Source organism: Agrobacterium sp. SORGH_AS_0440, assembly GCF_031453135.1.
GTDB classification, from domain to species: Bacteria; Pseudomonadota; Alphaproteobacteria; order Rhizobiales; family Rhizobiaceae; genus Agrobacterium; species Agrobacterium pusense.
This window is the reverse complement of the sequence record NZ_JAVIYR010000002.1, coordinates 2219373-2235752: the sequence shown is the minus strand read 5'-3', so window position 1 is coordinate 2235752 and position 16380 is coordinate 2219373. Positions and strand designations below refer to the sequence as shown.

Sequence of the window (16380 nt, the reverse complement as noted above, 5' to 3'; positions counted from 1 at the left end):
CCTTTTCGATCCTCCCGATTCGAACGCCCCTCAACGCGAATCTCAAGCACCTTTGCCCTGTGCTTTTTCTACAAGATCAAATTTGGCAGTCTTGTGGGCGGGACTGTAATTCTTGTTGTCGTGCAAATCAATCCGCATAGCCACGAGGGTTGATATACATTTTTGTATAGGTCGAGGTGTTGTAATTGGTTTGATGGGTTACCAATGCGTGACGCGGCCTGGAGTTCTGAGAACGCTTAATACGCCGTCATCCTCGGGTTTGACGCGGATCCAGGCACATCGCCGCAACCGAAACGTCGGTAGATCCTCGGGTCAAGCCTGAGGATGACGGAAGAGAGGTTGTCATTCAAGAAAATCGCGCGGTCATCGCCGCGCGATACAATCTTTTCGCCTGCGCCTACTTCAACGCAGCGTCGGTAATTTCGGTCGTATATGCGCCCGAGGGCTCCTTGGTGATAACGGGGTCGGAGCCGCCGCCGAGCAGGGTCTTTACTGTTCGCTCGTAATCCGCCTTGTCGAGAGCACCCTTCGAGCCGGCCGTCAGCTTTGCCACTTCGCCCATCATGCGCTTCTGGTGCTTTTCGGTCTGCGCGCCGGAGGCGTCGTTTTCGAGAACGATATCGGCGGCCTCGTCAGGGTTTTCCTCGGCCCATTTCCAGCCCTTCATGGAGGCACGGACGAATTTGACCATGTCCTCCTTGAACTTGGCGTCCTTCAGCTTGTCTTCTAGAACGTAGAGCCCGTCTTCCAGCGTCGCCACGCCTTCGTCTTCATATTTGAAGGTGACGAGGTCATCAGGCTTGATGCCGGCATCGAGGACCTGTCCATATTCATTATAGGTCATGGTGGAAATGCAGGCGGCCTGTTTCTGCAAAAGCGGATCGACGTTGAAGCCCTGTTTCAGCACGGTAACGCCATCGGCGCCGCCAGTGGTCGGAATTTTCAGGTGCGCCATCCACGACAGGAACGGATATTCATTGCCGAAGAACCAGACGCCCAGCGTCTTGCCCTTGAAATCCTCGGGCTTCTTGATGCCGGTTTCCTTCAGGCAGGTCAGCATCATGCCCGATGATTTGAATGGCTGGGCGATATTGACCAGCGGCACGCCCTTTTCGCGGGTGGCAAGCGCAGACGGCATCCAGTCGACGATGACATCAGCACCGCCGCCGGCCAGAACCTGCGCGGGCGCAATATCCGGGCCGCCCGGCTTGATATCGACATCGAGGCCCTCGGCTTCATAAAAGCCCTTGTCCTTGGCGACGTAATATCCGGCGAACTGCGCCTGGGTGACCCATTTCAGCTGAAGGGTGATCTTGTCGGCTGCCTGAGCGCTAAATGCGGTCAGCAGTGACGCCCCGGCAAGAAGCATGGATGCAAGTTTCATTTTCATCGCTGTTCCCTTTTTCGTTATTTACGTTCGTCCCCCACGGACGGACGGATGCCAGAAGGTGACGGCCCGTTCTGCGAGCGCCACAAGACCGTAAAAGCCCGAACCTGCGAGCGCCGCCACGGCAATCTCGGCCCAGACCATATCGACATTGCTGCGGCCCATCTCTGCCGAGATGCGGAACCCCATGCCGACGATGGGCGTGCCGAAGAATTCCGCGACGATGGCGCCGATCAGGGCGAGCGTGGAATTGATCTTCAGCGCGTTGAAGATGAAGGGCCAGGCGGCGGGCAGGCGCAGCTTTATCAGCGTGGGAAACCACCCGGCGGCATAGGTGCGCATCAGGTCGCGCTCCATGTGGCTGGCGGCAGCAAGCCCCTGCACCGTGTTCACCAGCATCGGGAAGAAGGTCATGATGACGACGACGGCGACTTTCGACTGCCAGTCGAACCCGAACCACATCACCATGATGGGTGCGACGCCGACGACCGGAAGGGCGGAGACGAAATTGCCGATGGGCAGAAGACCGCGTTGCAGGAAAGGCGAGCGGTCGATGAGGATGGCGACGAGGAACCCGAGGCCGCAGCCAAGGACATAACCCGTCAGTACGGATTTGATGAAGGTCTGGCGGAAATCCGCCCAGAGGATCGGCAGCGAGCCGAGAAGGCGGGCGAGAATGGCGCTCGGCGCCGGCAGCAGGATGGGCGGCACGGAAAATCCGCGGACCACCCCTTCCCAGAGAACCAGAATGGCAAGGCCGAACAGCAGCGGCACGGCGAGGCGGCTTATGCGTTTCGCGGTCTGGGAAATAAAGGCATGGCGTACCAGCCATTCGTTGAAGGCCCAGGCCGCAAGCCAGAAAAGGATAGCGCCGATAAACCAGCCGGGGTTGGTCATGGCCGTGCTCCCATTCGCTTGAGGACAGCGGCATGGGCGACGCCGATGATCGATACCAGAATGGCGGCGACACCGGCTGCCATGAACAGCGCCGCCCATATCTGTACCGTCTGGCCATAATAGGAACCGGAGAGCAGGCGCGCGCCGAGACCGGCGACGGCCCCTGTCGGTAGTTCTCCGACGATGGCGCCGACGAGCGCGATGGCGATGGCGATCTTCAGCGATGTGAAGAGATAGGGCAGGGCGGCGGGCCAGCGCAGCTTCCAGAAGATCTGCGCCGGTGAGGCATTATAGGTGTGCATCAGGTCAAGCTGCAGGGTTTCGGGGCTTCTTAAGCCCTTCACCATGCCGACGACGATGGGGAAGAAAGAGAGATAGGTCGAGATCAGCGCCTTCGGCAGCAGTCCGGAAATGCCGATGGAGTTCAGGACAACGATGATCATCGGCGCGATGGCGAGAATGGGGATCGTCTGGCTGGCGATGATCCACGGCATGACGGAGCGGTCCATGGCGCGGTTATGGATGATTGCGACCGCCAGCAGGATTCCCAGCACCGCGCCGATGGCGAAACCGAGCAGCGTGGCCGAAAGCGTGATGCCGGCGTGGTAGACGAGGCTGCGCTTGGAGGTGACGGCCTTGTTGACGGTGGTATCCCAGAGTTCCGCGATGATCTGATGCGGGGCGGGGAGAACCGGGCGCTCCTGTGCGAAGGTTTGCGGCAGGAGTTCGAGGAAGCCCGGCGTCTGGCCAGCGCGGGTGGCCTGGTCGCGGGCGAAGGGCATGTTGAGGTAGATGACGGCGAGATGCCAGAGGACGAGAATGGCGAGGAGGACGGTGAGGATGGGGAGGACGCGGTGGCGGAGGAGGGTCATGGGTTGGCCCTCAGTGGGTGAGGTTTATTTGCGCGTTGAGGGTGGGGCTTACCTCTAACTTGTGGGTGGAGCTTACCCCCCTCTGTCCTGCCGGACATCTCCCCCTCAAGGGGGGAGATCGACTCGTGGTGGGGTCTCGCCCGTCTCAACGTTTGCGAATGAAGCGGTGGTCGCGCCTCTTGCCGATCTCCCCCCTTGAGGGGGAGATGCCCGGCAGGGCGGAGGGGGGTAACGCTGGCGCTGACCTCACCCCTCATAGCTATGCCCCGCCTTCAACCCCTCGCGCACCCGATGCGCAATCGCCAGAAACTCCGGCGTCTCGCGAATTTCCAGCGGCCTTTCGCGCGGCAACGTGGATTCAATCACATCGGTCACCCGGCCCGGCCGCGGTGACATCACGACGATCTTGGTCGAGAGATAAACCGCTTCCGGAATCGAGTGGGTGACGAAACAGATGGTCTTGCCGGTCGTATCCCAGAGTTTCAGCAGCTGTTCGTTCAGATGATCGCGAACGATCTCGTCCAGCGCGCCGAAGGGCTCGTCCATCAGAAGCAGGTCGGCATCGAAGGCGAGCGCGCGGGCGATGGAGGCGCGCTGCTGCATCCCGCCGGAAAGCTGCCAGGGGTATTTCTTGCCGAAGCCGTTGAGGTTGACGAGGTCCATGGTGCGGTCGATGCGCTCGCGCTGCTCGGCCTTGCTGTAACCCATGATTTCGAGCGGCAGGGCGATGTTCTTTTCGATGCTGCGCCATGGATAGAGCGCGGCGGCCTGAAAGACGTAGCCGTAGGACCGGTCCTTGCGGGCATTTTCCGGCGTGGTGCCGTTGACGGTGATCTCACCCGACGTGTGTTTTTCGAGATCGGCGATGACCCGCAGAAAGGTCGTCTTGCCGCAGCCGGAAGGGCCGATGAAGGAGACGAAGTCGCCCTTTTTCACGTCGAGATCGACATTGGACAGCGCGTGAACCGGGCCGTCCCCCGTTTCGAAAGTGAGGCCCAGTTTTCTGGCGGAAACGACGGAGTAGGAAGAGGCCTGGTTCATCGCGGCTTGGTTTCACTTTCCGTAAGTGCGGCGCGCGCCAGCGGCAGCATCTGGGTTTCCGTCAGTCTGGCGATGGTGACGCCGGGGGTGCGGTCGAGATCGAGCCAGCGGACTTCCTCGATTTCCGCCTGCGGGGTGACCTCGGAATGAAGCCTGGCGGTAAAGGCATGGGCGACGACATCAGCGCCCGGCTCATTGGCTGCTTCCTCGCGAAAGATGCCTTCATAACGCGCGGCATTTTCGGGCAGCGTCAGGCCGATTTCCTCGGCCAGCTCGCGGTGAAGCGCCTGTTCCGGCGTTTCGCCTGGATCGATCTTGCCGCCCGGCTGCATGAACTGCGTGGTGCCGCGCTTGCGCACCACGAGCATCTGCCGCTTCTCGTTGAGGAGAATGGCGGCGGCGATGAGGATTTCGCGTTTCGGCTCGCTCATGATCACACGCCCGATGCCGGAATGCCCGTGCGTTCCACCTTGCGTGGCGATACGAGCTCCTTCCAGGTGGAAAGCGCCTGGCTGACGGCCGGATAGGGATCGCGGGCGATGAACTGGCCGTGGCCGGCCTGTGTCTCGATGGTGCCTTCCTCAATGCTCACCAGCCCGCGCGAGAGCGTGTAACGCGGCAGACCCTTTACCTTCTGCCCTTCGAACACGTTGTAATCGATGGCCGATTGCTGGTTTGCCGCACTGATGGTCTTTGTAAGCGCCGGGTCCCAGACAACGATATCGGCGTCGCTGCCGACAAGGATCGCGCCTTTTCTCGGATAGATGTTGAGGATCTTGGCGATGTTGGTGGAAGTGACGGCGACGAACTCGTTCATCGTCAGCCGGCCGGTTGCCACGCCATGGGTCCAGAGCAGCGGCATGCGGTCTTCCAGCCCGCCGGTGCCGTTCGGGATCTTGCGGAAATCACCGAGGCCGAAGCGTTTCTGCTCGGTCGTGAAGGCGCAATGGTCGGTCGCCACACATTGCAGCGAGCCGGAGGCGAGACCCGCCCAGAGGCTGTCCTGATGCTGACGGTTGCGGAAGGGCGGTGACATGACGCGGCGGGCGGCGTGATCCCAGTCGGGATTGGCATATTCGCCTTCGTCGAGGATCAGGTGCTGGATCAGCGGCTCGCCATAGACCCGCATGCCGTTTTGCCGGGCGCGGCGGATGGCTTCATGGGCCTGTTCGCAGGAGGTGTGGACGACGTAAAGCGGCGCACCGGCCATATCGGCGATGATGATGGCGCGGTTGGTGGCCTCGCCTTCGACGGAGGGCGGGCGGGAATAGGCGTGTGCCTCCGGCCCGACATTGCCTTCCGCCATCAGTTTTTCCTGCATCTGCGCGACGATATCGCCGTTTTCCGCGTGCACGAAGGGAATGGCGCCGAGCTCCGCGCAGCGCGAGAAGGAGGCGAACATCTCGTCGTCATTCACCATCAGCGCGCCTTTATAGGCCATGAAGTGCTTGAAGGAATTGATGCCCTTTTCCTGAACCACCGTCTTCATCTCGTCGAAGACCTGCTCGCCCCACCAGGTGACGGCCATGTGGAAGGAGTAGTCGCAATTGGCGCGCGTCGCCTTGTTGTCCCAGCGTTGCAGGGCATCGAGAAGCGACTGCCCCGGCTCCGGCAGGCAGAAATCCACCACCATGGTCGTGCCGCCGGAAAGCGCCGCCCGCGTGCCGCTCTCGAAATCATCGGCGGAATAGGTGCCCATGAAGGGCATTTCCAGATGCACATGCGGATCGATGCCGCCGGGCATCACGTAACATCCGCTCGCATCCAGCACGGTGCCGCCGGTGAGATCAGGTCCAATCTCGGTGATTTTGCCATCCTCGATCTTCACATCTGCCTTGTAGGTGAGGTCGGCGGTGACGATGGTACCGTTCTTGATGATGGTGGCGGTCATTGAACTATGTTCCCGGTGGCGAGGGCTGGCGAATAACGGTCGGGATGATCGGGCAGGAATATCTCGGCGTTCAAGACAGCGAGGATGGTATTGAGCGTGGAGGAGAGGTCTTCGAAAACGTCATGGTTCCAGAAACGTAGAACGGCGTAGCCGTGGCTGTTCAACCAGCGCGTTCTTTGCAGGTCATGCCTGGAGGCGGCGTGCTGCGATCCATCCAGCTCGACGATCAGCATTTTTTCTCGGCAGACGAAATCGGCGACGTAAGCGCCAAGTGGGACCTGTCGACTGAATTTGAAACCGTTCAGCCTGCGGCCCTTGAGTTCATACCAGAGGCGGTATTCGGCGTCGGTCTCCCCGCGGCGGAGTTTTCTGGCCTGCGCGGTTTTGCCTGGATGGCGTTTTGCTGCTTTTTTAACGGTGTGATTGACCATGACCCTTGCCCCCTCATCCGGCCCTTCGGGCCACCTTCTCCCCGGCGGGGAGAAGAAATGGGAGGCACCGTCGCAGGTTTTTACGACGCTAGTGATAATGGCAAAAACATCGCTGCCGGTTTCTTCTCCCCGCCGGGGAGAAGGTGGCCCGAAGGGCCGGATGAGGGGGCCTGCCATCGTGGGCACGGTCATTCCACGATCTCCGCAGTCTCCAGCACCGCATGCAGCAGCACGTCGCAGCCGGCCTTTGCCCATTCGGGTGAAATTTCCTCCGCCTCGTTGTGGGAAAGCCCGTCCACGCAGGGGCAGAAGATCATGGTTGAGGGGGCAACTCTGGCCGTCCAGCAGGCATCGTGGCCGGCGCCGGAGATGATGTCCATGTGGCTGTAGCCCAGTCTTTCGGCGGCGGAGCGTACGCGCCCGACCAGTACGGGATCGAAGGTGACGGGGTCGAAATGGCCGATGGCTTCGATCGAGCAGCCGACGCCGAGTTCTTCGGCGATGGCGGGCACCTCGCGCTCGAAGATGGCGCGCATGCTGTCGAGCTTTGCCTGCGAGGGGGTTCTGAGGTCGATAGTGAAGACCACTTTGCCGGGCAGCACGTTGCGGGAATTGGGCGTGAAGATCATCTGGCCGACGCCAGCCACCGCGCCCGGCTGGTGGGCCATCGCCACTTCCTGCACCTTTTCGAGAATGCGGGCGGCGGCGAGGCCGGCATTAACGCGCATGGCCATCGGGGTGGAGCCGGTGTGGGCTTCCTTGCCGGTCAGCGTTACTTCCAGCCACCACAGGCCCTGGCAATGGGTGACGACGCCGATCTGTTTATTTTCTGCCTCGAGGATCGGACCCTGTTCGATGTGATATTCGAAATAGGCGTGCATCTTGCGCGCGCCGACCTCTTCCTCACCCAGCCAGCCGATGCGCTTCAGTTCCTCGCCATAGGTCTTGCCGTCGGTGTCGGTGCGGCTATAGGCGTAATCGAGATCGTGAATGCCGGCGAAGACCCCCGACGCCAGCATGGCAGGCGCAAAGCGGGCGCCTTCCTCGTTCGACCAGTTGGTGACGACAATGGGGTGTTTCGTGCGGATATTGAGGTCGTTAAGGCTGCGCACGACTTCCAGACCGGCCAGCACGCCAAGCACGCCGTCATATTTGCCGCCGGTCGGCTGGGTATCGAGATGGCTGCCAATATAAACGGGTAGCGCGTCCGGGTCCTCGCCGGCGCGGGTGGCGAACATGGTGCCCATGCGGTCGACGCCCATTGTCAGGCCTGCCGCTTCGCACCAGCGCTGAAAAAGGCGGCGGCCTTCCGCATCCTCATCCGTCAACGTGCGGCGATTATTGCCGCCGGCAATGCCGGGGCCAATCTTCGCCATATCCATCAGACTATCCCACAGACGGTCGCCATTAACCGTCAAGTTCTTACCCGCCGTCATGAAGTGTCGTCCTCACCTGTTTTGTTTTTATCAAAGCAAAGCTTGTGCCGTTCCCTTTTTTGCCGGTTAAGATAACAGCCATTGCCTTGTGGCGGCGATGATGGATAAATTGACCGGCTGGTAAACATTGCAAATTCGCGATGGCGTCAGCAAGGGAATTTGTGACGAAACGCAGTAATTTTGCCTAAGCTATGAACGTCGATTATTTTTTAAGCATACTGTAGCGGCAATTGCATTGAAAAGAAACAGAGAGCTGAGAATGGCCATACCGCGCGCAGCGAAAACACAGAAGCGGACCCGCATTCAGGAGGAAAAGCAGGAAGCGATTCTTGAAGCCGCGCTCAGTGTTTTTTCCACGAATGGGTTCCGCGGCTCCACCATCGACCAGATTGCGGAAGCGGCCGGCATGTCGAAACCGAACGTGCTTTATTATTTCCGCACCAAGGAGGCGATGCATCGGGCCCTGATCGAGCGGGTGCTGGACACGTGGCTCGACCCGCTGCGCGCTTTCGATGCCGAGGGTAATCCTGAAAGCGAGATCCGCTCCTATATTCGCCGCAAGCTGGAAATGTCGCGTGATTTTCCGCGCGAAAGCCGGCTGTTTGCGAACGAAATACTGCAGGGCGCGCCGCATATCGAGGATGAATTGAAAGGCCCGTTGAAACAGCTGGTGGATGAGAAGGCCGAGGTGATCCGCGCCTGGGTGAAGGCCGGGCGGATGGCCAAATGTGACCCTTACCACCTCATTTTCTCAATCTGGTCGACCACCCAGCACTATGCCGATTTCGATGTACAGGTGCGGGCGGTTCTGGGCGACAAGAATGGCGGCGAGGGACGTTTCGAAGACGCGGCCCGCCATCTGGAACAGCTTTTCATGGGCGGGTTGCGGATAAGCGGCTGATCGGCCTGCTTCTCGCGATTATGTGATAAGCCCTCCGCATAAAAACATGAGGAAATTTATCACCTTTATACTTTACTCCAAACTCATCTTTATTATGGTGCCGGCATCCCGAACGTCGGGGCCCGATATCGGGGTATCAAAAACCAACCGGCAGGTGAGGGAATGGCACGCAAGGAAAAGAAGAAGGCCGAACGTGGCGGCAAGCAGGGCAAAGGCGCTCCCCAGACCGAGCGGGACGTGGCCGAACAGCAGCTTTCCGGTCCGAAAAGCTTTCTTTATGTCGGCGGCCGTGACTGTCAGGTTGCCCATCTTCGCCAGATCGCCAGCAATTTCGGCGCCGAACTGATCCACCACGACGGCGGCCTGCGTGAGGCGGTTTCGCGCATCGATACCGTGCTTCCTTCCGTCGACTGCGTTTTCTGCCCGATCGACTGTATCAGCCACGATGCGTGTCTGCGGGTGAAGTCCGGTTGCAAGAAATTCGGCAAGACGTTCATTCCGCTGCGCAATGGCAGCAAATCCAGTCTGGAGCGGGCGCTGCAGACGATGAATGAACGGAGCCCCAGCGATGAGCGACGAGCGCAATAATTTTCCCGACGAGCACCGCACCGCGGACAGGCCGTGTGGTGTGGAACTGCACAAGATGGCCGAACAGGCGAGCGATCCGGCCACGACGGAATTTTATGACATCATCGGCGAACGCGAAAGACGCAGCCGCGTTGCCGGAAGCGGCGGCAGTGTGGTGACCTTTCCTCATCAGCGCGCCCGCCAGCCGGGTGAAACGACGGCCTTTCAAACAGGTGTGGCCGCTGAAAAAGGCCGCAACATTCTGCCGTTTCGCTGGACGCGTGGTTAGCGTTAAATCCTTGCCGAGAGGGCAAGATGGCGCCAGGTGTGAGGGAGCTCAGCTCGCACTCCGGGTGACGATGCAGATGCCCTAAAAACAATCAGCCTTTCGGCTTCAGAAACGCTCCCGCGCACAACACCAGCCAACCCGCGATCATGCCGATGCCGCCCAGGGGCGCAGCGTATGGAAACAGGCTATGGCCGGAAAAATGCCTGATAACGAGATCGCCGGCGAAGATCCCCGTGCCGAGACCGAGCATCAAGCCCGCCGGAATGGCGGTCCTGATGCGATCCGCACCGATATGGAGCGCGATAAGAACCGGCGCATGCGCCAGCGCCATGGCGGAAGCATTACCGAGCATATATGTTTCGCCGGTATGGGTGGCAGCGGCGGCTAGCATGACGCCGGCAGCACCCAGCAGGCTGCCCAGCAACAGAATGAAGGCCCGTAATCTGGCCCCGGGCACGGTCGCTATGGTCGCGTTCTGCGTGGTCATTGGCTGTCCGCCTCCCGGTTCTGCATGTGAAAGGCGAGCCTCTCGATCGGGGGCCATATGATCTCGCGCAGCTTCGGGTTTTCGATCGTCTCCTCCATGGCGCGGCGGAAGCAGAGCAGCCATTCATCCCGCTCGGCAGGGCCGATCGGGGCGACGAAATGGCGGCGGCGCAGCATCGGGTGGCCGTGCTTCTCGACGTAGACCGGCGGTCCGCCAAGATATCCGGTCAGGTAATCGTAGAACTTTGCTTCGCTGCCGGAAAGATCGGCCGGATGGATGGCGCGGCAGCGGGCTGCTTCTGGCAGGGTATCCATCAGTTGATAGAAGCGCCGGGTGAGCGCCCTGACGGTCGCATCGCCACCGATCGCTTCATAAAGGGTAATGGTTTCGCCGGTCATAATCCGCCTCTTGTGGCCCTCCGGCTCTTATCGCTCCGTGGAGCCGGAAGAGCAACAGGCACGGGCAGGGTGCGACATTTCGGACATCACACCGAAAAGTACTCAGTTTTCACTTTCGATGGATCGTCGGATAGTCTCAACAGCAGTTTTAAGCGGTGCCACATAGTCGGTGACAACCGCCCAAACGATGTCGTCAGCGATTTTGTGGTATTCATGACGCAAAATATTACCGATACCGCGAACCTGCTTCCACGGGACATCCGGCGCCAGCTCCAGCAAGTCTTCGGGTAGGTGGCGGGATGCCTCGGAAACTATTTCCAGAGCGCGCTGCACAGCAAGTTTGAGAAGCCAATTTTGCTTGAAATCAGCAAGTGACAGACCTGCAGTATGGTTTTCAATGCCGTTTATGGCTTCCAGAATTTCGGCAAGAACAGGCTCGACCTTACGTGCGGCCATCAAAATATCCGCACCGCGGATTGTTCGATGTCATTGCGGAGCAGCGGGTGCAGGCTATTGCGTGTCGTCACGTCCACTTCCACCGCCAATTCCTCTTCCAGAAACTGCTTGATACCGACGAGATCGAGCAATGAGAAACGGCGACCCGGATCATAGTCAATGAAAATATCCAGGTCGCTCGAGGCAATGGCTTCATCACGGGCCGTCGAGCCAAAAAGATAAAGCGAGGTTGCGCCCATGCTTTCCACCGCTTGGGCGTGTTGCTTGAGTTTGCTGATGGCGTCCGCTTTCTTCATACAAGCAGTCTACACCATCGCGTATGCGGCATCCACTCTCATCCAAAATTTCGGATAAGGTCGAGCCCCTTGCTCAAAAGCGTCTCGGCCTCATCCTGATTGGCAGCTTCGACGTAGCAGCGCATTTCCGGCGCGTTGCCTGACGGGCGGAAGTGGATGGTGCTGCCGTCGGTCAATGACACGCGCAGGCCGTCGATGTCGCTCAGGCCTTTCACCGTGCCAACCGGGGCGAGGAAGGCTTCGAGATTGGTGCGCGAGGCGCGCAGATGCGCCATCAGGGCGGCGCTCTTTTCCTGCGCGAAATTTTCCAGGCGGTCGGCGGCGGCGACCGGAAGGTTATAGGCGGCGGCGATTTGCGACAGCGGTTTTTTCTGCTCCGACGAAAGAAGCAGCACGGCGAGAACGGGCAGGAAGCTGTCACGCGTGGGCAGCGGCGAGAGGGGCCTGCCGTTGAGCGTGAAGGAAGAGGCCGTCAGCAGGCCGCCATTCGCCTCGAAGCCCATCACGCCGTTCTTGCCGGCTGAAAGGGCGTCTGCCATGCCGGCAATGACGAAAGGCGAGCCAACCTTCGTACGAACGACCTCAAAGGAACCATTGGCCTCGATGCCGGAATTGGACGTTACAGGGGTGACAACGACGCCTGCGCCAAGGAAATTGGCGGTGATGAGGCCAATGAGGTCGCCGCGCAACGGTACGCCCCTCTCATCGGCCAGCAGGGGACGGTCACCGTCGCCATCGGCGGAAACAATGGCGTCGAGACTGTGCTCAGGAGCCCATTTTTTGAGAAGCGAAAGCGTCTCCGGCGAGACCGCCTCCGTATCAACGGGGATGAAGGTCTCCGAGCGGCCGAGCGGAACGACATCGGCGCCGTAATGGGCGAGAACGTCGACAAAGAGATCGCGCGCCACCGTGCTATGCTGGTAAACACCGATCTTAAGGCCTGAGAGAGCCTTTTCCGGCAGCAGCGCGATGTTGCGTTCGTAGAATAGTTCGGCTGCGATGGCGGAATGGTCTTCGGCAGTCGCCGTTTCGTCGCTGATGCCTTCCGCTTCGATTTCGGCGGCGAGGGCTGCGATGGCCGTCTCGTCCTGCTTGTCGATTTCGCCATCCGGGCGGTAGAACTTGATGCCGTTGCGGTCGGCCGGGATGTGGGAGCCCGTGATCATCAGCGCGCCCGCCTTCAGCGAAAGAGCATAAAGCGCCAGAGCCGGGGTGGGCACCGTGCCGCAATCGAACGGCGTGAGGCCTGCCTTTTTCAACGCCGCGATGCAGGTGGCGGACACATCGGGGCTCGAATCGCGGAAATCGCGGCCAACGAGAATGGGGTCGCCCGCCTTTGCCTGGCCCGATGTGAGAAGGTGCCTCGCAAATGCCGTGGCATAGACGGCCGACGCTTTTCCTTTCAGATCGACGGAGAGGCCACGAAGGCCGCTCGTTCCAAATTTCAGGCTCATTCTCAACTCCGCTTCCGTAAAATCCTTGAGGGCCAAATGGATAGTTCAAAAATGTAACGCTTGAAAGAACCGTATCGATCCATTCACGTCAATCCTCCCCTTCCCTGGAGGCCGCGAATAGGCGATGATGACGGCAATGATGCGGGTAACCTAAAATTCACCCGTCATATTTAAACTTGTCCGTCGATAGCGGCTATGGCGACGATGAGGATCATCGGTTGCCGGCTTTTTTTGGTTCGTTCGAGTTGGATTGGCTGATGTACAGGCTTCAAAAGGCGGGACATAAGCAGGTACGTCCGCTCGATGAAAAAACGGCGCCGGCCGCGAAAACTCATGGTTCCCTGCTGGATGATCTGGTGGATGACGACGAGGTTTTCGAGCGCACGGTGCTGAAAGAGCATCTCGAGCCGAAACCGGCCGCGGCTGCCGTCGAGCCCGCTCCGGCCGCGAGATCGGTGAAGGCGTCGTCGCCCAGCGGAAATCTGGCCGCAGCATTGCCGGGCCTCAGCCATATCGACAGGATCGGCGTTGACGACGTCCTCATCTGGCTTCGCAGGGGCATCGTCTGGATCGTTCTGGCAATCATTCTCTGCGTCGCGGCTGCGCTCAGCTATGCGTATATGACGCCGCCACGCTACACGGCCTATACGGATATCGTCGTCAATCCCTCCAATCTCAACGTTGTCAACGACGGCGTGTTCTCGCCGAACCAGCAGCGTGACACGCAGATTCTCGAAGTCGAAAGCAAGCTGCGCACGATCACGTCGCGCAACGTGCTGGCGCGGGTGGTGGAGGAACTGAAGCTCGATCAGGATCCGGAATTCATCAGCCCGCCGCCGCTCGCCCGGCTGAAGGCGATGTTTTCATCCAGGCCGGAAGATGGCGACAACCGGCTCGGTGCACTCCGCTCCCTCGGCGACCGGGTCGCAGCGGAACGCGACCCACGCTCCTTCGTGGTGACGCTTTCCGTCTGGACCAATGATGCCGACAAATCCGTGACGGTCTCAAAGGCCATCGTGAAGGCGTTTGAAACCGAGCTGTTCCAGACGACCTCCGACAGCAGCCAGCGTGTCGTCGACGATCTCAGGAAGCGGCTTGAGGAAATGCGCGAGAATGTTACTGCGGCTGAAAAGCGGGTGGCCGATTTCCGTCGCGAAAACGGCCTGCAGGAGAATAATGGCCAGCTTGTCAGCAACCTGGCCTCCGGTGAGCTCAATGCACAGGTTCTCGCGGCCCAGCAGCGCGTCATCCAGGAAGAATCCCGGCTGAAGCAGATGGAGGCGGCAATCGCGCAGAACCGCACGCAAAGCGATGCGATTTTCGATAGCCAGACCATGAACACGATCCGGGCGCAATACAGCACCCTGCAGCAGCAGATCGGAGCCATGACGCTGACCTACGGCGCGCGTCATCCGCGGCTGGCGACTGCAGGTGCGGAACGGGCCATGCTGGAACGCGGCATGGCCGACGAGGCGCGGCGCATTCTGCAGGCAGCCAAGACAAATGTCGCCGAAGCGCGCTCCTCGCTCGATGCGCTGCGACTGAAAGCCGTGGCGGAGCGTGCCAATGTCTTTACCGATAACGAAGCGCAGGTGCGGCTGAGGGATCTTGAGCGCGACGCCCGCTCGGCAGCGGCGATCTATGAGACCTATCTTACCCGGTCACGCCAGCTCGCCGAACAGCAATCGATCGATTCCACCAATGTCCGCGTTATTTCGCAGCCGGTTGCGCCGAACTCCAGAAGCTGGCCGCCGGGCAAGCTGGTCTTCCTCGTCGCTGGCGGCGCGGGCGGCCTGTTTCTCGGCCTCGCCATTGCGATCGCACTCGGGCTGTGGGGTTATCTGCGCCGGGACGATCATGCGGAAGCCGCGGCGCGTTAAACCTGGGACCCCGCGCCGACTTATTCTTCCGAGATCAGGCCATCATAAACTTCGAGGAGAGCGGCGGCGATGGCCGCACCCAGCGCATTGCCGGCATCGCGAATGCCTGCCTCGTCGCCATCACGGACGGAAACGGCGAGATCGGACGCCTCGTTGGCAACGATTTCCTTCGCCCGTTCTATTGCCCAGAGGCCGAAATCGCCGCGGTTGTCGATTGAAATGGTTTCCATGGCCGGGACCTTTGTCATTGATGTTTCCGTCCATTAAACCATCGGACGCCAAACGGGAATAGGCGAGGGGAAGGTCATTCAACCAGCGGGCGTGCAATTTCCCCGCCTCAAGCGGAGGATTTATAAAAATATTAATGATAGTTCTTCGTAGTGTTTGAAGCCTTCTATTTTATGCATATGCGTGCCCATAACAATGAAACGATGCCTATCTTGGACGCCGGACAGATTATGACAGGGAGAGAGATGCCGCAGACGGAGGAGACTGGTCATTCCTGGCCGGTTATTTCTCTTGCGTCCCTACCCATTACTGACGCAACCATCGATGAAACCGCGCGGGATTTCATCCTGCGTGCAACGACGGAGCGTACGCCGGGTGCAAGGCCGTTTTATTCGACATCCGCAAACGGTCAGGTCATCGCGCTCTGCCACCACGACCGCGAATTCGACGCCATGCTGCGGCAGGCGGACCAGATTCACGCCGACGGCATGTCGCTGGTGATCTTCTCCCGCAAGTTCTGTGCCCGGGCGTTGAGAGAACGGGTTGCAACGACGGATCTCGTCCATGCGGTGGCCAAGCGCGCCGAAGAGACGGGCAGCCGGTTTTATTTCCTTGGCGGTTCCGAAGAGGTGAACCGTGCGGCGGTCGAGGAAATGCAGAGGCTTTATCCGCGCCTCGTCTTTTCGGGACGCCATAATGGTTATTTCAGTCCGGGTCGCGGGGACGAAATCATTGCCGATATTGTCGCCTCGAAGACCGATATTCTTTGGGTCGGCTTCGGCATTCCGCTCGAGCAGCGCTTCGTTTCGCGCAATCTGGACAGGCTTTCCGGCGTCGCCGTGATCAAGACCTGCGGCGGCCTTTTTGATTTCATTGCCGGCAAGAACAGCCGGGCGCCGCAGTGGATGCAGGATATGGGGCTGGAATGGCTCTACCGGGCGATGCTTGAGCCGAAGCGTCTTGGAAAACGTTACCTGCTGACCAATCCGATCGCCATATATTCGCTGCTGAAGTATCGCTTTGGCGCTTCGGGGCAGAACCGCTAGATCATTGCGCCGTCTTGCCCGATAAATGTAAGGTTTTTCTAACTTATTGAATCAGCGCGCTGCGGCGCCGAAACCCGTTGCAACTGCGAACGGCTGCGCTACACTGCACAAATATTACAAATTTATTCGAATCAGAGATATTTCGAGGCCATCAATGGTGATTACGTCCATTTCTCTTTTCATATATGGAATTGGCACCGTTACCTCTCTCGCCATGACCTATATTGAAGGCGCCCGCCGCGACAAGAACTGGGATTTTTATCGGGTAACCGGCATTGTCCTTTGTTTTTTCTGGCCGGTGCTCGTGCCGCTTCTCGTACTTGCGACGGCCTTTTCGTCTTTCGGTTTGCAGAAGCGGCCCGCGAACCCGATGTCGTTCGGCAGGCAAAAGACGCTGGGTTAAACGTGACGGTAAGATCGGGC

General features: G+C 59.7%; 19 protein-coding genes and 1 pseudogene. 6 read left to right on the top strand and 14 right to left on the bottom strand.

Features of this window, described 5'->3' with window-relative positions; translation table 11 throughout:
• Positions 1–397 precede the first annotated feature (397 nt).
• The 8 genes from QE453_RS20250 to QE453_RS20215 form a co-directional block, all read right to left on the bottom strand.
• A complete protein-coding gene (locus tag QE453_RS20250; RefSeq protein WP_072494763.1) occupies positions 398–1390 on the bottom strand; it encodes an ABC transporter substrate-binding protein in 993 nt (330 codons plus the stop codon).
• Between the two features lie 21 nt (positions 1391–1411).
• Positions 1412–2284 carry an ABC transporter permease gene (locus QE453_RS20245; RefSeq protein ID WP_309777846.1) on the bottom strand — a complete coding sequence of 291 codons (873 nt, stop codon included), beginning with the start codon at positions 2282–2284 and terminating at the stop codon, positions 1412–1414.
• Positions 2281–3156: an ABC transporter permease gene (locus QE453_RS20240; protein ID WP_309777844.1), complete on the bottom strand. Its 876-nt coding sequence runs from the start codon at positions 3154–3156 to the stop codon at positions 2281–2283. Before QE453_RS20240 ends, QE453_RS20245 begins: the two co-directional genes overlap by 4 nt.
• Before the next feature lie 246 nt (positions 3157–3402).
• On the bottom strand, positions 3403–4197 hold the full coding sequence (locus QE453_RS20235; RefSeq protein WP_278066965.1) for an ABC transporter ATP-binding protein: 795 nt from the start codon (positions 4195–4197) through the stop codon (positions 3403–3405).
• Positions 4194–4628, bottom strand: coding sequence for an NUDIX domain-containing protein (locus tag QE453_RS20230; RefSeq protein ID WP_004443258.1), 435 nt, complete (start codon positions 4626–4628; stop codon positions 4194–4196). Before QE453_RS20230 ends, QE453_RS20235 begins: the two co-directional genes overlap by 4 nt.
• A gap of 2 nt (positions 4629–4630) precedes the next feature.
• Positions 4631–6088 carry a dihydropyrimidinase gene (gene hydA / locus QE453_RS20225; RefSeq protein ID WP_309777841.1) on the bottom strand — a complete coding sequence of 486 codons (1458 nt, stop codon included), beginning with the start codon at positions 6086–6088 and terminating at the stop codon, positions 4631–4633.
• Entirely contained in the window at positions 6085–6711 is a 627-nt protein-coding gene (locus QE453_RS20220) for an endonuclease domain-containing protein (RefSeq protein WP_309777839.1), read from the bottom strand. The genes hydA and QE453_RS20220 overlap by 4 nt, the downstream gene beginning before the upstream one ends.
• Positions 6708–7955, bottom strand: coding sequence for a Zn-dependent hydrolase (locus tag QE453_RS20215; protein WP_004443253.1), 1248 nt, complete (start codon positions 7953–7955; stop codon positions 6708–6710). The genes QE453_RS20220 and QE453_RS20215 overlap by 4 nt, the downstream gene beginning before the upstream one ends.
• A gap of 259 nt (positions 7956–8214) precedes the next feature.
• Between QE453_RS20215 and rutR the strand changes: the two genes are divergently transcribed.
• The 3 genes and pseudogenes from rutR to QE453_RS20200 all read left to right on the top strand — a co-directional run bounded on the left by rutR (position 8215) and on the right by QE453_RS20200 (position 9712).
• Positions 8215–8856 carry an HTH-type transcriptional regulator RutR gene (rutR, locus tag QE453_RS20210; protein ID WP_082182803.1) on the top strand — a complete coding sequence of 214 codons (642 nt, stop codon included), beginning with the start codon at positions 8215–8217 and terminating at the stop codon, positions 8854–8856.
• 264 nt (positions 8857–9120) lie between these two features.
• Positions 9121–9444, top strand: a pseudogene (locus QE453_RS20205) (DUF2325 domain-containing protein); the annotation flags it as partial.
• Positions 9425–9712: a hypothetical protein gene (locus QE453_RS20200; RefSeq protein ID WP_112556905.1), complete on the top strand. Its 288-nt coding sequence runs from the start codon at positions 9425–9427 to the stop codon at positions 9710–9712. The pseudogene QE453_RS20205 and the gene QE453_RS20200, both read left to right, overlap by 20 nt.
• Positions 9713–9803: 91 nt before the next feature.
• On the opposite strand, the gene QE453_RS20195 is transcribed toward QE453_RS20200, so the two are convergent.
• From QE453_RS20195 to uppO, 5 genes are all read right to left on the bottom strand, one after another.
• The gene (locus QE453_RS20195; protein WP_309777833.1) at positions 9804–10199 is read right to left on the bottom strand and encodes a DUF423 domain-containing protein; all 396 of its coding nucleotides are present in this window, start codon (positions 10197–10199) and stop codon (positions 9804–9806) included.
• Complete coding sequence (locus tag QE453_RS20190) at positions 10196–10597, bottom strand: group II truncated hemoglobin (protein WP_037091753.1); 402 nt, start codon at positions 10595–10597, stop codon at positions 10196–10198. Before QE453_RS20190 ends, QE453_RS20195 begins: the two co-directional genes overlap by 4 nt.
• Before the next feature lie 102 nt (positions 10598–10699).
• Entirely contained in the window at positions 10700–11053 is a 354-nt protein-coding gene (locus tag QE453_RS20185) for a DUF86 domain-containing protein (RefSeq protein ID WP_006699571.1), read from the bottom strand.
• Positions 11053–11349, bottom strand: coding sequence for a nucleotidyltransferase family protein (locus tag QE453_RS20180; RefSeq protein WP_006699572.1), 297 nt, complete (start codon positions 11347–11349; stop codon positions 11053–11055). The genes QE453_RS20185 and QE453_RS20180 overlap by 1 nt, the downstream gene beginning before the upstream one ends.
• 38 nt (positions 11350–11387) lie before the next feature.
• Positions 11388–12803, bottom strand: a complete 1416-nt coding sequence (uppO, locus tag QE453_RS20175; protein ID WP_112556909.1) for a polysaccharide biosynthesis phosphomannomutase UppO — start codon at positions 12801–12803, stop codon at positions 11388–11390.
• Between the two features lie 257 nt (positions 12804–13060).
• Between uppO and uppM the strand changes: the two genes are divergently transcribed.
• Positions 13061–14683, top strand: a complete 1623-nt coding sequence (uppM, locus tag QE453_RS20170) for a polysaccharide biosynthesis protein UppM (RefSeq protein WP_309777830.1) — start codon at positions 13061–13063, stop codon at positions 14681–14683.
• 20 nt (positions 14684–14703) lie between these two features.
• On the opposite strand, the gene QE453_RS20165 is transcribed toward uppM, so the two are convergent.
• Positions 14704–14913 (bottom strand): hypothetical protein, encoded by a 210-nt coding sequence (locus QE453_RS20165; RefSeq protein WP_003491679.1) that lies wholly within the window; start codon positions 14911–14913, stop codon positions 14704–14706.
• 243 nt (positions 14914–15156) lie between these two features.
• On the opposite strand from QE453_RS20165, the gene uppL reads away from it, so the two are divergent.
• Positions 15157–15957: a polysaccharide biosynthesis UDP-hexose transferase UppL gene (uppL, locus tag QE453_RS20160; protein ID WP_004443235.1), complete on the top strand. Its 801-nt coding sequence runs from the start codon at positions 15157–15159 to the stop codon at positions 15955–15957.
• Between the two features lie 154 nt (positions 15958–16111).
• Entirely contained in the window at positions 16112–16360 is a 249-nt protein-coding gene (locus QE453_RS20155) for a hypothetical protein (protein WP_022556783.1), read from the top strand.
• Positions 16361–16380 lie beyond the last annotated feature (20 nt).

Excerpts from the sequence above, each read along its gene's own strand:
- hydA (WP_309777841.1), bottom strand. The coding sequence starts at position 6,088 with ATGACCGCCACCATCATCAAGAACGGTACCATCGTCACCGCCGACCTC.
- rutR (WP_082182803.1), top strand. The coding sequence starts at position 8,215 with ATGGCCATACCGCGCGCAGCGAAAACACAGAAGCGGACCCGCATTCAG.
- QE453_RS20180 (WP_006699572.1), bottom strand. The coding sequence starts at position 11,349 with ATGAAGAAAGCGGACGCCATCAGCAAACTCAAGCAACACGCCCAAGCG.
- QE453_RS20185 (WP_006699571.1), bottom strand. The coding sequence starts at position 11,053 with ATGGCCGCACGTAAGGTCGAGCCTGTTCTTGCCGAAATTCTGGAAGCC.
- QE453_RS20220 (WP_309777839.1), bottom strand. The coding sequence starts at position 6,711 with ATGACCGTGCCCACGATGGCAGGCCCCCTCATCCGGCCCTTCGGGCCA.
- QE453_RS20240 (WP_309777844.1), bottom strand. The coding sequence starts at position 3,156 with ATGACCCTCCTCCGCCACCGCGTCCTCCCCATCCTCACCGTCCTCCTC.
- QE453_RS20195 (WP_309777833.1), bottom strand. The coding sequence starts at position 10,199 with ATGACCACGCAGAACGCGACCATAGCGACCGTGCCCGGGGCCAGATTA.
- QE453_RS20190 (WP_037091753.1), bottom strand. The coding sequence starts at position 10,597 with ATGACCGGCGAAACCATTACCCTTTATGAAGCGATCGGTGGCGATGCG.
- QE453_RS20245 (WP_309777846.1), bottom strand. The coding sequence starts at position 2,284 with ATGACCAACCCCGGCTGGTTTATCGGCGCTATCCTTTTCTGGCTTGCG.
- QE453_RS20250 (WP_072494763.1), bottom strand. The coding sequence starts at position 1,390 with ATGAAAATGAAACTTGCATCCATGCTTCTTGCCGGGGCGTCACTGCTG.
- QE453_RS20230 (WP_004443258.1), bottom strand. The coding sequence starts at position 4,628 with ATGAGCGAGCCGAAACGCGAAATCCTCATCGCCGCCGCCATTCTCCTC.
- QE453_RS20215 (WP_004443253.1), bottom strand. The coding sequence starts at position 7,955 with ATGACGGCGGGTAAGAACTTGACGGTTAATGGCGACCGTCTGTGGGAT.
- QE453_RS20200 (WP_112556905.1), top strand. The coding sequence starts at position 9,425 with ATGAGCGACGAGCGCAATAATTTTCCCGACGAGCACCGCACCGCGGAC.
- uppO (WP_112556909.1), bottom strand. The coding sequence starts at position 12,803 with ATGAGCCTGAAATTTGGAACGAGCGGCCTTCGTGGCCTCTCCGTCGAT.
- QE453_RS20155 (WP_022556783.1), top strand. The coding sequence starts at position 16,112 with ATGGTGATTACGTCCATTTCTCTTTTCATATATGGAATTGGCACCGTT.
- QE453_RS20235 (WP_278066965.1), bottom strand. The coding sequence starts at position 4,197 with ATGAACCAGGCCTCTTCCTACTCCGTCGTTTCCGCCAGAAAACTGGGC.
- uppL (WP_004443235.1), top strand. The coding sequence starts at position 15,157 with ATGCCGCAGACGGAGGAGACTGGTCATTCCTGGCCGGTTATTTCTCTT.
- QE453_RS20165 (WP_003491679.1), bottom strand. The coding sequence starts at position 14,913 with ATGGAAACCATTTCAATCGACAACCGCGGCGATTTCGGCCTCTGGGCA.
- uppM (WP_309777830.1), top strand. The coding sequence starts at position 13,061 with ATGTACAGGCTTCAAAAGGCGGGACATAAGCAGGTACGTCCGCTCGAT.